Origin of the sequence: Ruegeria sp. HKCCD7303 (assembly GCF_013111185.1) — a bacterium.
In the GTDB taxonomy this organism is placed as follows: Bacteria; Pseudomonadota; Alphaproteobacteria; order Rhodobacterales; family Rhodobacteraceae; genus Ruegeria.
This window is the reverse complement of the sequence record NZ_WVRE01000001.1, coordinates 127,766-141,101: the sequence shown is the minus strand read 5'-3', so window position 1 is coordinate 141,101 and position 13,336 is coordinate 127,766. Positions and strand designations below refer to the sequence as shown.

The following is a 13,336-nucleotide window of genomic DNA, read 5'->3' as shown; positions in this document are numbered from 1 at the left end:
AAGTAAAGGTGCAGAAAAATACACGTAAAAAATGCCACAGAAAAAAGCAATCACCAACATCTCTGACGTCGATATAAGGCTCCTTCAGGTATTCCGTACGGTCGTTTCGTGTGGTGGCTTTACAGCCGCAGAATTTGAACTCAACATCAGCCGATCAACAATCAGCAAGCATATTGCCGATCTTGAAACGCGGCTGGGCACAAAACTTTGCCACCGCGGCGCGGCAGGCTTTTCTCTGACATCGGACGGCAAACATGTGCTTGAAGCGTCGAACGAGTTGTTCTTGGCCATAGACAAATTTCAGAACGGATTAGGAGATGTTCGGTCGGAATTGACCGGTAAATTAAGGATAGCACTATTTGATCATTCCACTTCAAATGAGGAATCCAACCTCGATGAAGCGATCAAACGATTCATCGACAAAGCGCCCGGCGTGACACTGGACATATCCATGGAACCGCCGAACATTATCGAAGAAGGCGTGATTAATGGGCGCTTCAACCTCGGTATCGTACCCTTGCACCGACAGTCACCGATGCTGTCTTACTCAGAACTTTATGTCGAAAGAATGCGGTTGTTCTGCGGTCGGGACCACGATTTGTTTCAGTCTGCGTCTGACGACGTCCCTCTAAGTAAACTTCGGCGGTACAATTATGTCGGACTTAGCTTCAACTCACCCAACATGGCTGTTCACCAAAAGTTGATGCTCAGGAAATCCGCATTTGTACAAAACGAAGAGTCTTTGATGCTTTTGATTCTATCCGGCCGCTACTTGGGATTCGTTCCGACGCATAAAGCCCGCACATTGGTTAAAGAGGGGCACCTCAAACAGATCAATTGCCCTGAAGCCGAGTTTTCTTCGACCATGGCTGCGATTGTACGGAAGAGCGCATCAAAAGGTCGTCGTTTGAACTTGTTTTTGGATGTTCTGCGTTCGTCTCACGGCTGACAGAAGTGTTTTGTCGACGCACTCAGGTTTGTTTTCAGCTCTGGAATATCGAAGCGTAGCGATCCCTTGATGCGCTTCTCGCTTTGTGAAGCAGGCAGTCGTATTCTGTTCTGTGTGAGACCGGGCAACGTAAGCCTTTGCGTATCGTTAAGATAATACCGCTGAACTGCTCTGCCAGAGAGCGAGATGCTTTCCGTCGGATTTCGAGAAGATGGCCACAGAAAGCTGGAAGAAATCACGCGGTTCAGTGCACATTTTTCAAAAGCACGGATCACGCCGCAACGCGGGCCTCAATGTCGCCTGACTGTCTTTGCTTCCTAGAGTTGGGCCACTATTTTTGCCGAGAAAAAACAATGACGAGCTAAACTTCAAAGAGTTTGCAGGGGAAGGCATGGGCTGGGTGACAGGCCAACTGCATCGGCGAGGACAACGTTGGTTATATTGCCTTGCTCCTGCAGCGTAGACAGAATGTTTATATCGATCCGGTCAAGCTTTGCATTGCCTCTCATGATGTCGTCTCCTGAGCGTTCTACTCAGCCAATTCTGCTTGATGGGCCTTGGCCATGTCGATCATGCTGTTGAACTGGAAGTCGTACTTTGGCATTTCACCGGGGTGCATGGTTGCGCCAAAGCCTTTCTTGTCATGCCGACGATAGATCCAGCAATTCGCCAACCCAAATTTGTTTGCGGGGGCGTGATCATGGAACATGCTTTCTGCGGTATGCAGAATTTCATGCTTTTGAATGCCCTGACGAGCCAGCATTTCGATCATGTAGTCAAAGTTCCGATCAAAAGGTTTGTAGCTCCCTACATCCTCTGCTGTATAAACACCGTCAAAATGCACGCCAAGGCGGGTGTTTGCTGCGGCAAAGGTCGTATTGTCCGTGTTGGTCAGAACAACCAGTTTGTAGTGCTTTTTGAGATATTGCAGCGCTTCGACAGTGTCGTCAAACGCTTTCCAGTGACGCGCATGTTCGCCATACGCAACGCACTGCTCCCAAGTTACCTCAACGCCCCACTCCTCGGCCAAACGGCGATAAACGGTTGGCAGCAATTCGTGATACTTCTTCGCGGGTGAATAGCGCTGCGAAGTGCTCTCGTAGAATGCATGAGCCTCAAGGATTTCGTCGCGCGTCAGGTTACGGCTCACACGATCAGTAAGTGTTTTCAAACCGTCGATCATGCCGCCTTCCCAATCGAGAAGCGTTCCATACACATCGAATGTCAGGGCTTTGTAATCGCTAAGTTTCATCGGTTTATCCTTCCATATCCGATACTGCATCCAGAGTCGCGCGAAGCCGGTCAACCAAAGGTCTACTTCGCTCTCGGTTAGGGGGCAACACAAGCTACTGCGGAGGCGCGACGCCTAGTGCACAAGGCGATCAGTTGATCATCAGTATGCAAAGGATGAACGCAATTCGCGAGGTTGATGCCAATAACCTCTCGATGACAGTCGAAGCAGGATGTCTGCTTTCGGAAATACAATCGGCGGCGGCCTCTGAAAACTCATTCTTTCCGCTTTCACTCGGATCGCAAGAGTCCTGCCAAATCGGTGGAAATATCTCGACGAACGCTGGCGGTGTTTCAGCTGTACGCTATGGTATTACAAGAGATCTGGTCCTCGGGTTGGAAGCCGTTCTTCCTAATGGTGAGATCCTGAACAACCTGTCGCCACTACGCAAAGACAATCGTGGGTACGCGCTACATCACATGTTGATTGGGGCTGAGGGTTCACTGGGAATAATCACCGCGGCATCCCTGCGTTTGCTTCGTGCACCCTTGTCACAAGCGACCGCATTTTTGGCTGTACGCGACATCGGGGATCTGATGCCCTTGCTGGCGATGGCCCAAAGTGCCACAGGTGAGGCCGTCACGTCCTTCGAGTACATATCGAACTCGTCTCTGCAACTTCTGCTGAACAAAGTGCCGGAACTACGGCGTCCGACAGAGGAGCCAGCGGAGCACTATGTACTGATCGAAGCTGCGACATCCTCAACTATTTTGTCCCTTGATCCCGCAATGGAAGCGTTTTTCGAAGCAGGGATGGAACAAGGTTTGATCCTTGACGGGGCAATTGCGTCCAGCGAACAGCAGCGCAAAGATTTTTGGAATCTCAGAAAACATATACCTGAGGGCGAGGTGCTCAATGGTAGCTCTGTCAAACACGATGTGTCTGTAAGAGTCTCGCATGTCGGGCGCTTCATTGAACTTGGGTCAGCATTGGTAAACCAGTATGGGCAAGGTGCTCGTCTCTCCATCTACGGACATGTTGGAGACGGAAACATACACTTTAATCTCTTGGCGCCAGAAGGTGCAGACAATGCAGCATTTCTTGAAATGCTCCAGACTGAGATATCTCCTCGGATTTATGACCTTGTCGCAAAAATGGATGGCTCATTTAGCGCAGAATACGGGTTGGGGCAGGACAAAATTCAACTCAACGAAGCTTATGGGGACCCTGTTAAGCGTGCGCTCATGTCGACACTTAAAGAGGCGATGGACCCCAATAACATAATGAACCCAGGTAAAGTGGTTCGACCTGGCAAACTCGGTTCAGAGGCCGAGGCCTCAAGCGTGTAGAGGTCGAAAATAAGCTGCAAACAAAACCCTCGTGTTGAATCGTGAGCCGCACTCATAAATCAAGTTGGCCGAGAGAATCCTCGGCCGCTTGGTTGCGATGCGGAATTGTTGCTGATGCTGAAAAGCGTTGGTTGCCTGGCACCAGCCAAGTCGACAGGGTGGAAATACCTCAAGTTGTCGTTTTACAAAGCCACCGGTTCATCAAACGCCAGATTAGGCCGATCTTGGGTTTCAAGCCTTCTGATTCCGCGGCATCCGCTCTGGCCGGAATTGAACGGACTAATATGATCCGCTAGCATCAATTCAAGCAAGTGCTCGCGTCGTTTCAACAATTTGCGCAACGATTTATATCCGCAAACCGTTGAACCTATGTTCCAAGGATTCCTGCTGATTTCGCCCAATTGCGCGGATTATAGCATACCGCGTTCTTCCAGCACTTTACGTGCAACCCGAAAACATTCCAACGATTGCGGAACGCCGCAATATATGCCGATTACGTGAATGATCGAGCGGATTTCTTCTTTGGTTACGCCGTTGTTCAAAGCGCCATTGCAGTGAATTTCCCATTCATGCATCTTGCCCAGAGCGCCAATCATAGTGAGGTTCAGCATTGAACGTGTCTTGTGATCGATTGTGTCGTCACCCCAGCCAAAGCCCCAGCACCAAGCGGTCATGGCCTCCTGAAACGGGCGAGTAAAGTCGTCGGCGGCTGCCAGGTTCTTTTCGACATACTCGGCGCCCAGCGTCGATTTGCGCTGTTTCAAGCCGTGTTCGAATAGGTTGTCGTCCATGTTATTCTCCTTTGATGAAAAGGGCGGTCCTCCAGTTTGACCGACCCGATTGAGTTTTGTTATTCCGACAGCGTCGTTGAGACATTGTTATCTTCGCAAATCGGAAAGTTCAGGTAACAAATGCGCCGACCAGCCGCTTGGTGGTATTAGTTATGTCCTTTGTGAAGCCACGACAGAACCCGACTTTTTTGTGAGTTCGGTCACGCATGGCTTAATCGGCACTTGGTTTGCTCCTCATCGTCGATGGTTTTTTCCGCTGATCAACTCCGCAACCGGATGGCCACGTTTTTGGTCTGGACATAATTCCAAAGCGCTTCACGTCCTTTTTCGCGCCCGTACCCGGATTTTCCGTAGCCGCCGAATGGCGTTTCCACGCCGCCTGCATACCATTCGTTGACAAAGACCTGACCAGCACGGATCTGCCGTGCGGCCTGCGTTGCCCGGTCGATATCGCGTGTGAAAACACCGCCGACCAGCCCATAGGGTGTTCCGTTTGAAATCTCGATAGCCTGGGCATCACTACGGAATTTCAGAACCGAAAGGACCGGTGCAAAAGCTTCTTCATTCGCGATGTTCATCTCAGGTGTGACGTTGGTCAGAAGGGTTGGTTCCAGAAATGCGCCGGGGATATTCATTTTACGACCGCCGGTGGCTACCGTGGCCCCCGCCGCGATCGCATCAGACACCATACCAGCCGCACGATCACGCTGTGCCTCGCTGACCATCGGACCCATATTCGGGCCAAATTCACCACGTTCGATACCCGGACCGACGGAAAGGTTGCGTGCGACATTCGAAATGCGTTCGACCAGCTCGTCATGGCGACTTTCGTGTACGATCACGCGGCTCATGGCTGAACACACCTGACCCGCGTTGAAGTAGATCCCCCAGCGCACATCGCTTTCAAAGGCGTCCAGATCAGCGTCATCATGCACGATGGCTGCGGATTTTCCGCCAAGCTCCAATACACAGGGAACCACATTGCGCGCGGCTGCGCTGGCGATTGCGATACCAGTCGGTACAGAGCCTGTGAAGACGATTTGATTGACATGCGGATGCGCCGACAGCGCCGCACCAGCCTCGTAACCCAAACCGCACAGGATGTTTACGGCGCCTTTAGGCAAGCCAACAGCTTCGGCCGCGTGGGCGAACCAGGCATTGGTCAAAGGTGTCAATTCAGGCGTCTTGATCACTACGGTGTTGCCAGTCGCCAGCGCGGCCGAAAGGGAACGCGCGGTCATTTCAACCGGGTAGTTCCATGGAATGATTTGAGCGGATACCCCAAATGGCTCATACGTGGTGAAATCGAAGTAGCTGGCGCCAAGCGGGATGGACCGCCCCTCGACCGTTTCAGCCTGATTTCCATAATATTCGAAATACCGTGCCGCACCTTCAATCTCAACGCGTGCTTCCCAGAGCGGCTTGCCCTGTTCAAGGGTCAGAACCCGAGCAACCTCGTCAATGTTGTCCAGCAGGTACCGGCCCATAGCCTGTACCATGCGGCCACGTTCCACGGGGCGCAGATCGCTGAGCGCACCTGAAAGATGCACGCGGCGGGCCGCCATTACAGCGCGATCCACATCCCCGGCATCGGCCAGCGCCTGTTCGGTTAGTTTTTCGCCTGTTCCTGGGTTGAAAACATCGATCCGACCTGCACCACCATCGATCCAGGTGCCGTCCACGTAATTCAGCCAATAGGGCTTCACGTCGTGCATTTCGCGCATCTCCAAAGCTTCGGAGGGCAAAACACCCTCCGACAAATAAGTTGTTTAACTGTGCTGGGCTTTATTCCACCGCCTCACGCATCCATTGCTGAAGCTTGGCGATGGAATGTTCACTCATGACGCCGCAGGCGGGGTCCAGAACCAGCGGGCCGGGAACGTACCCTTTGGATTTCAACCCGCGGTGAACGGATTCGACAAGGCGGATGTCTTCTTCGACCGTTGTTTGGCGGTCTTGTACCGCGAGCCCCCGGATAACATCGCTTTCATGACCGCCTTCGGTGTACCAGCCGCGCCATACGGTGCAGGTGTCCACAGTATTGGCACGCCAGTGATAGGTGTTCAGCACGTTACCCGGATAGCACTGGAACGAGAACATCGGCCACAGGAACCACGACTGATAGTCGCCTGCATGCGGAACTGACATGTCGATCGGATAGGTCATCTTTTCCAACGCCTGACATTCAGTGGTGTGACGCAACACGTAACCGCCGCCCACGTCGGGTTGAATGTCGTAAGTTTCAGGCTTTACAACGCCTTCTGCAAAAGTGGGGTGGTTAGAGGGGCAGTGGTAGCATTCGGAGTAGTTTTCGATCGAAACTTTCCAGTTGCAGTTTTCCGGAATCTCGACCCATTCCAGCGGTGCCAGTTCGTTTATACCAGGCACGTATTCCGCAATCTCTTCCCGCACGCCCGGATACCATTCGTCCATTGGCGCGGCATCTTTGTCGAGGTTGACGAAGAGGAAGCCCAAAAAATCTTCGGTGCGAACCTCGGTCAGGCAGATTTTTTCGCGCTGAAAGCCGGGAACGTTCTTTACGTTAGGGCCTGCGCGCAATCCGCCGGTCAATTCATAAGACCACTGGTGGTAGGGGCACACCACTACGCGGGTATTGCCGGTGCCGGTAACCATTTCATGAGCCCGGTGCTGGCAGACATTATAGAATGTACGAATGACGTTGTCGCGCCCACGGATAGCAAACAGGTTCTGACCGGCAATCTCAAACGCGAAATAATCGCCGACATTGGGGATGTCGTTGGCGTGACCCGCAAATTGCCAGGTCCGCATCAGAAGACCATTCATCTCATTTTCAAAGACTTCCGGGGCGGTGTAGAATCTGGCGTCCAGCGAATGGGTCAGCGGGGCGTTCATGTGTGTTCCTCCTGGTAAAGGCCAAGCTGATGACGGCGTATGTGAAACTCTTCGACCCGCTCGACGATTTCATCACTCGACACAGCAACAACAAAGCTGAGCAGTGTTTCTAAAAGTGCAATGATAGACAGGGAAGAAGGATAGAATTGAGGGGTGTCTACCGAGACAATGAAACTATGCTGTGCCGACAAAATTATCGGGCTGGCGGGCGAGTCTGATATTCCAATGACAGTGACACCTTGCTTTCGCGCGATGTCCACTGCCTCGACGACTTCAGTACGATAGGGATGACACGTGATGGCAATCAGCACATCCTTCTCATCTGCCCAAGCCAGGTCATCAATAGCCGTTGATCCAGGCCGGGGGATCGCATGAAAGTCTGTCATCCCCGTGCGGGCCAGATATGTGAAGTTTGACGCACTCGAGTTGTTTATTCCAACGCCGAGGGTATAGACGGAACGTGCCGACCAAATAACTTCTGCTGCGGATTGGAGCTGTTCGGCATCAATTTCTGCAAAGGTTTCTTCTATGTTCCGAATGGCGGAATCCAACAGGTCGGCATAGAGCTCTCCAAGGTCACCAGTGCGCCTGATTCCCTGCAGCCAACGCGCCCGGTCCGGGAAAGAAACGTCACTTCGACGAATCTCATCACGAAATGGCTCGCGAAAGTCTCCATATCCTTCAAAACCGATTTGCCTGGCCATTCGCACAACCGTGTTTGGTTTTACTCTGGCAGCCTCGGCTATCTCACGCACGGTGGAAACACCAACTTCCCGTGGGTTTTCCAAAACATATCGCGCGGCTTTCTGAGCTTCGGGTGTCAAAAGTGTCAATTCCTCTGACAGGCGTCCCAGAACCCCGGTTGAAACATCTGTACCATTCATTGCAAGTCTCGGTATGTACATTTGTGCCGTTAGACATTGACACTGGTACATATGTGGCAATAGGAAGTCCATAGAAATCTGCGACTCTCGAACAGGAATTCTTGCGATGTCCACAAAAGAACTGCCCGAACGCGCCAAGGTCGTCATTGTTGGTGGCGGCGTTATGGGATGCGGCCTAGCGTACCACCTAGGTCATGAAGGCTGGGGGGCTGAGACCGTCCTGCTGGAAAAAGCTGAACTGACAAGCGGGTCGACTTGGCACGCCGCAGGTCAAATCACCCATTCCACCAGTTCTTATGGTTTAGGCCGCATGGTCGACTATAACATCGGCCTGTATTCAAAGACGCTCGAGGAAGAGACGGGGCAAGCCGTAACGTGGCACGGCTGCGGTTCCTTCCGTCTAGCCTACACCGAAGACGAAATGGATTGGCTGCGCCACACCCTGTCGGTGGGTCGTTCGCTCGGCTTCAACATTGAACTGGTGGGCCCGGACTTTATTGCCGCGAAGCACCCGTTCTATAACCTAGAAGGCGTTCTGGGCGCGCTTTACACTCCGGATGACGGCCACGTTGACCCGTCGAACGTGACCATGGCCATGGCCACAGGTGCCCGTCAGAAAGGCGTGAAAATCTTCCGTCACTGCCGCGCCACCAACATCACCCAAAACGATGCAGGTGATTGGGTGGTCGAGACCGAGAAGGGCACGATTATCTGCGAGCATGTGGTCAATGCTGGCGGCACTTACGCCCGTCAGATGGGCGAATGGTCGGGCCTGCAACTGCCGATGACCTCGATGACGCACCACTATTTCGTAACCGAGAACGTACCTGAGTTTCAGGATCTGGACACCGAACTGCCGGTGATCCGCGACGACAAACAGGTCTCAGGCTACATCCGGATGGAGCAGAAAAAGGGCCTGATCGGGATTTACGAAAAAGAAAACTCGAACTCGGTCTGGCATGACGAATGCCCATGGGAATACGAGAACTGGCTGTTCGAGGCCGATTATGACCGCGTGATGCCCTGGCTGGAAAACTCGCTGGAACGGATGCCGATCTTTGCTGAACTCGGCATCACCCGCGAAGTGCATGGCGCGATCAGCCATCCGCCGGATGGCAACCCGATGGTTGGCCCCGCTCCGGGCGTCAAGAATTACTGGTGCTGCTGTGGTACACAGATCGGTATCGGTTGGGGCCCTGGCCTGACCCGTGAACTGGCCAAGTGGATGGTTCATGGGGCCGCTGACATCTCGATGCGTGACTACGACCCGCGCCGCTTTGGCGCCTATGCAAAGAAAGACTGGCAGGTCATCAAAGCGCACGAAGATTACAAATTGCGCCATGAGATCCCCTTCCCGCACTTCAACCGTCTGGAAGGCCGCCCGATCAAGCCGTCGCCGCTGTATGAAATCCTCAAGGACAAAGGCGCGGTCTACGAAGAAGTCTATGGTTTCGAACGTCCCCGTTGGTTTGCAACCGAAGGTGTCGAGCAGCACGATCACTACAGCTTCCGCCGCAACGTGGTGCATGATGTGGTCGGTGCCGAGGTCAAAGCCGTCCGCGAAAACGTCGGCATCATGGATGTGACCGCTTTCACCAAGGTCGAGGTTTCGGGACCGGACGCCTATGCGTTGTTGGACCGTCTGACCGCCAACAAGATGCCGCAGAAGACCGGCTCGATCACGCTGACCCATATGCTAAACCGCCGGGGCCGGATTGAGTTGGAAACCACTCTGGTGCGGATGGCGGATGACCGCTTCTATCTGGTCTGCGCGGCCTTCTTCGAGCAGCGCCTGCTGGACCACCTGAACCACAACCGTGCCGATGAGAATGTGACCATCACGCCACTGTCCGCTGGCTGGTCGGCCCTGTCGCTGAACGGTCCGAAATCGCGCGAGGTTCTGGCACAGTGCACCGATGCGGACCTGTCCAATGCCGGTTTCCGCTGGTTGTCGGCACAGGAAATCACTGTAGCCGGTCACAAGGTATGGGCGTTCCGCATGTCCTATGCCGGTGAGCTGGGTTGGGAATTCCACATGCCGGATGAGGCCTGCGTGGATGTCTACACGGCCCTGTGGGCCGCAGGCGAGCCGCATGGCATCGTCAATTACGGTTCTTTCGCCATGAACGCGATGCGGATGGAAAAAGCCTTCCCTGGTGCGGGCGAGTTGACCAACGAAGTCACGCTGCCCGAGGCCAATGTGGGTCGCTTCTTCAAGCTGGACAAGGAGTATCTGGGTGTCGAAGCCACACGCGTAAGCGCCGAGCAGACCGAGAAAGGCGAAATGCCCTGGGTCTGCGCCTATCTGGAAATCGAACCAGACGGGATCGAAGACGGACATGGTGGCGAGGCGATCAAGTTAAACGGCGAGATTGTTGGCGCGACAGCATCTGTTGCTTACGGCCACACGGTCGGCAAGATTCTGGCCTTTGCCTATGTCAAGCCGCACGCCAACGTGCCGGGTCAGGAGATCGAAGTGATCGTCGCAGGTGAACCCCGTAAGGGTCGCATACTGGGCGAGCCTGCCTACGACCCACAGAGCAAGCTGCCTCGCACCGACGCACCCGTTGCGGTTCCAGCTTAAAACAAAACCGGCGGGCATAAGATCAGGTGCCCGCCACCCAATACCGACAACTCAGATCAGGACACTGACCGTTTGGCAACATCGTAGTAACGCCCTGAAGCATCCTGCGACCCCAATAGAAAGACCGAAAAACCTGCCATTTGCGCAACGGGTTAATGAAAGGAAACCTGACGTGAAGATCACCCGCATTGCTGCCTGGGAAGTCCCGCTGACCAGCCATGAAACATATTACATGGCAGATGGGAAAACCTGTGACACGACCATTTCGGTGGTTTTGCGGTTGGACACGGATACGGGCTTGTCCGGCTGGGGCGAAGTCTGTCCGATCCCGCACTACCTGCCCGCCTATGCCAAGGGCGTGATCCCGGCCATTGCCGAATTGGCTCCGGTGCTCATTGGTGCGGACCCGGTGGGGCCGGAAACCGTCATGGAGCAGGCCAACAGGTATCTTCACGGCCATGGTTACGCAAAATCCGCGCTCGATACGGCGCTGTGGGACCTGACCGGCCAAGCCGCCGATCTGCCGGTGCATCGCCTGCTGGGAGGTCGGCAGGTCAAGGACATGCCGCTTTATCACTCGATCACATGTGTGGCCCCGGACGAGATGGCCCGCATGGCACAAGAAGCTTATGACAAAGGGATGCGCCAGTTCCAGGTCAAGCTGGGCGCTGATGGCGACTGGCAAACGGATGTCGAGCGACTGGCCAAGGTGCGCGAAACCGTGGGTCCGGGCCCGCTGGTTTATGGCGATTGGAACTGCGGCAGTGATGCGCTGACCGCGATCCGGGTTGGTCGTGCTGCGGCCCATCTGGATGTCATGCTGGAACAGCCCTGTGCCACGCTTAAAGAATGCGCCCACGTGCAGCGGACCACAGGCCTTCCGATGAAGATTGACGAGAACGCGCATGACATCGCCTCGATCTTCGCCGCGCATCAGGCCGGATGCATGCAGGCCGTGGCATTGAAACTATCCAAGATGAGCGGCCTGTCTGCCATGCGGCAAATCCGGGATTTGTGCCTGACGCTGGGCACCCAGATGTGTATCGAAGATACCTGGGGCAGCGACATCACCACCGCCGCGTTGCTGCATCTGGCCGCGTCCACACCTGCGCGTGGTATCATGAACACGTGCGACCTCAGCCACTATGTCGGCCCGCGTCTGGCCCCCGATGGCCCTGTACGCGAGAACGGCCGCATCACACCACCAGAAGGGCCGGGTCTGGGCGTCACACCTGATGCCGACGCTTTGGGCCAGCCCGTCACCATTATCGATTGATCCAAACCTCATCCCGCCGAGAGACCTGTTATGGAAGATTTCAGCAACGCCTTCCCCTCACATGATCCTGAATGGGTCAAGGACATGCATGCAGATCACTATCTGCAAAGCTGGTCGAAGCAAGGCAGCCGCCCACGTGTCATCACCGGCGCGCAAGGCAGCTGGTTCTGGGACAGCAACGGCAAACGCTATCTGGACTTTCAAAGTCAATTGGTGAACGCCAATATGGGTCACCAGCACCCCAAGATCGTACAGGCGATCAAGGATCAGGCGGACAAGCTGTGTTATATCGGCCCGGCGATGGGTTCGGATGTGCGCTCGGAAATGGCGGCGATCATGAACGAGATCACGCCTGAAAACATTACCTCGACCTTTTTCACTACCGGAGGTTCGGCGGCGAACGAGACTGCGATCCGTCTGGCGCGGCACTATACAGGCCGGACCAAGATCATCGCGCGCTATCGCTCGTATCATGGGGCAACCGGGGGCACACTGTCCCTGACAGGCGACCCACGCCACCACCTGACCCGCGCCGATATGCCGGGCGTGGTGAGGATGCTGGACCCTTACGTGTATCGCCTGCCGACAGGCCACACCGATCCGGCGAAATGCCCGGTGGCCCAGGGCGGTCCGCATCTGGAAGAGATCCTGATGTACGAAAATCCCAACACGGTGGCGGCCGTCATTCTGGAACCGATCGTGGGCACCAACGGCATCATCGTTCCCCCGGATGGTTATCTGCAATCGATCAAGGAAACATGTGAAAAATACGGCATCCTGCTGATCGCAGATGAGGTCATGGCCGGGTTCGGTCGTACCGGAAAATGGTTCGCCGTCGATCACTGGGGTGTACAGCCGGACATCATCACCAGCGCCAAGGGCATCAACTCGGGCTATGTACCACTTGGTACCATGTCGGTCTCAACCAAACTGCATGACTGGCTGCGCGACTACCCGATGCCAGGAGGTCTGACCTACGCTGGGCATCCGCTGGCCTGCGCCTCAGGCATCGCTGCAATCCGCGCCATGCAGGACGAAGGCGCTCTGGAAAACGCAACCCTCATGGGTGAAAAGATGCGGGCCGAGCTGGCCAAAATGGCAGAAAAGCACCCCAGCATCGGGGATATTCGCGGTAAGGGCATGTTCAACGGCATCGAACTGGTCAAGAACCGCGACACGCGCGAACCATTGGTGCCGTTTGCAGCGAAGGGCCCGGATGCCAAGCCAATGTCGGATATGATGAGCTTTGCGATGAACGAAGGGCTGTACCTGTCCTTCTATTCCAATGTCGTCCGCCTGACCCCACCGCTGAACATCAGCGAAGAGGATCTGATGACGGGTCTGGAGATCCTGGATCGAGCCCTCGATATCGCGGACCGCGAATGTGTTTGAGCGTGA

10 protein-coding genes and 1 pseudogene are annotated in these 13,336 nt (G+C 54.7%); 5 read left to right on the top strand and 6 right to left on the bottom strand.

Translation table 11 applies throughout. The features are described 5' to 3' along the window. Positions 1–31 precede the first annotated feature (31 nt). Positions 32–949, top strand: a complete 918-nt coding sequence (locus GS630_RS00620; protein WP_171176507.1) for a LysR family transcriptional regulator — start codon at positions 32–34, stop codon at positions 947–949. A 386-nt stretch (positions 950–1,335) separates the two neighbouring features. On the opposite strand, the pseudogene GS630_RS00615 reads toward GS630_RS00620, so the two are convergent. Then, positions 1,336–1,458: pseudogene (locus GS630_RS00615) on the bottom strand (winged helix-turn-helix transcriptional regulator); the annotation flags it as partial. Positions 1,459–1,478: 20 nt separating this feature from the next. After that, complete coding sequence (locus tag GS630_RS00610; RefSeq protein WP_171711809.1) at positions 1,479–2,201, bottom strand: haloacid dehalogenase type II; 723 nt, start codon at positions 2,199–2,201, stop codon at positions 1,479–1,481. A gap of 14 nt (positions 2,202–2,215) precedes the next feature. On the opposite strand from GS630_RS00610, the gene GS630_RS00605 reads away from it, so the two are divergent. Beyond that, complete coding sequence (locus GS630_RS00605) at positions 2,216–3,529, top strand: FAD-binding oxidoreductase (protein WP_371809105.1); 1,314 nt, start codon at positions 2,216–2,218, stop codon at positions 3,527–3,529. 410 nt (positions 3,530–3,939) lie between these two features. Here GS630_RS00605 and GS630_RS00600 read toward each other — a convergent pair whose 3' ends face one another. The 4 genes from GS630_RS00600 to GS630_RS00585 form a co-directional block, all read right to left on the bottom strand. Further along, the gene (locus GS630_RS00600; protein ID WP_171176503.1) at positions 3,940–4,320 is read right to left on the bottom strand and encodes a carboxymuconolactone decarboxylase family protein; all 381 of its coding nucleotides are present in this window, start codon (positions 4,318–4,320) and stop codon (positions 3,940–3,942) included. Positions 4,321–4,580: 260 nt separating this feature from the next. Continuing rightward, a complete protein-coding gene (locus GS630_RS00595; RefSeq protein ID WP_171620902.1) occupies positions 4,581–6,035 on the bottom strand; it encodes an aldehyde dehydrogenase family protein in 1,455 nt (484 codons plus the stop codon). Positions 6,036–6,105: 70 nt separating this feature from the next. Then, positions 6,106–7,194, bottom strand: coding sequence for an SRPBCC family protein (locus GS630_RS00590; RefSeq protein WP_171620805.1), 1,089 nt, complete (start codon positions 7,192–7,194; stop codon positions 6,106–6,108). After that, on the bottom strand, positions 7,191–8,078 hold the full coding sequence (locus GS630_RS00585; protein ID WP_171236318.1) for a MurR/RpiR family transcriptional regulator: 888 nt from the start codon (positions 8,076–8,078) through the stop codon (positions 7,191–7,193). The genes GS630_RS00590 and GS630_RS00585 overlap by 4 nt, the downstream gene beginning before the upstream one ends. Positions 8,079–8,184: 106 nt before the next feature. Between GS630_RS00585 and GS630_RS00580 the strand changes: the two genes are divergently transcribed. The 3 genes from GS630_RS00580 to GS630_RS00570 all read left to right on the top strand — a co-directional run bounded on the left by GS630_RS00580 (position 8,185) and on the right by GS630_RS00570 (position 13,330). Beyond that, positions 8,185–10,662: an FAD-dependent oxidoreductase gene (locus GS630_RS00580; protein WP_171620804.1), complete on the top strand. Its 2,478-nt coding sequence runs from the start codon at positions 8,185–8,187 to the stop codon at positions 10,660–10,662. A 172-nt stretch (positions 10,663–10,834) separates the two neighbouring features. Continuing rightward, positions 10,835–11,938, top strand: a complete 1,104-nt coding sequence (locus GS630_RS00575; RefSeq protein ID WP_171620803.1) for a mandelate racemase/muconate lactonizing enzyme family protein — start codon at positions 10,835–10,837, stop codon at positions 11,936–11,938. Between the two features lie 30 nt (positions 11,939–11,968). After that, positions 11,969–13,330, top strand: coding sequence for an aminotransferase class III-fold pyridoxal phosphate-dependent enzyme (locus GS630_RS00570; RefSeq protein WP_171176493.1), 1,362 nt, complete (start codon positions 11,969–11,971; stop codon positions 13,328–13,330). The last annotated feature ends 6 nt before the right edge of the window (positions 13,331–13,336 follow it).

Coding starts and splice junctions, on each gene's coding strand:
- GS630_RS00595 (WP_171620902.1), bottom strand. CDS start 6,035: ATGCACGACGTGAAGCCCTATTGGCTGAATTACGTGGACGGCACCTGG.
- GS630_RS00585 (WP_171236318.1), bottom strand. CDS start 8,078: ATGAATGGTACAGATGTTTCAACCGGGGTTCTGGGACGCCTGTCAGAG.
- GS630_RS00610 (WP_171711809.1), bottom strand. CDS start 2,201: ATGAAACTTAGCGATTACAAAGCCCTGACATTCGATGTGTATGGAACG.
- GS630_RS00620 (WP_171176507.1), top strand. CDS start 32: ATGCCACAGAAAAAAGCAATCACCAACATCTCTGACGTCGATATAAGG.
- GS630_RS00570 (WP_171176493.1), top strand. CDS start 11,969: ATGGAAGATTTCAGCAACGCCTTCCCCTCACATGATCCTGAATGGGTC.
- GS630_RS00600 (WP_171176503.1), bottom strand. CDS start 4,320: ATGGACGACAACCTATTCGAACACGGCTTGAAACAGCGCAAATCGACG.
- GS630_RS00580 (WP_171620804.1), top strand. CDS start 8,185: ATGTCCACAAAAGAACTGCCCGAACGCGCCAAGGTCGTCATTGTTGGT.
- GS630_RS00590 (WP_171620805.1), bottom strand. CDS start 7,194: ATGAACGCCCCGCTGACCCATTCGCTGGACGCCAGATTCTACACCGCC.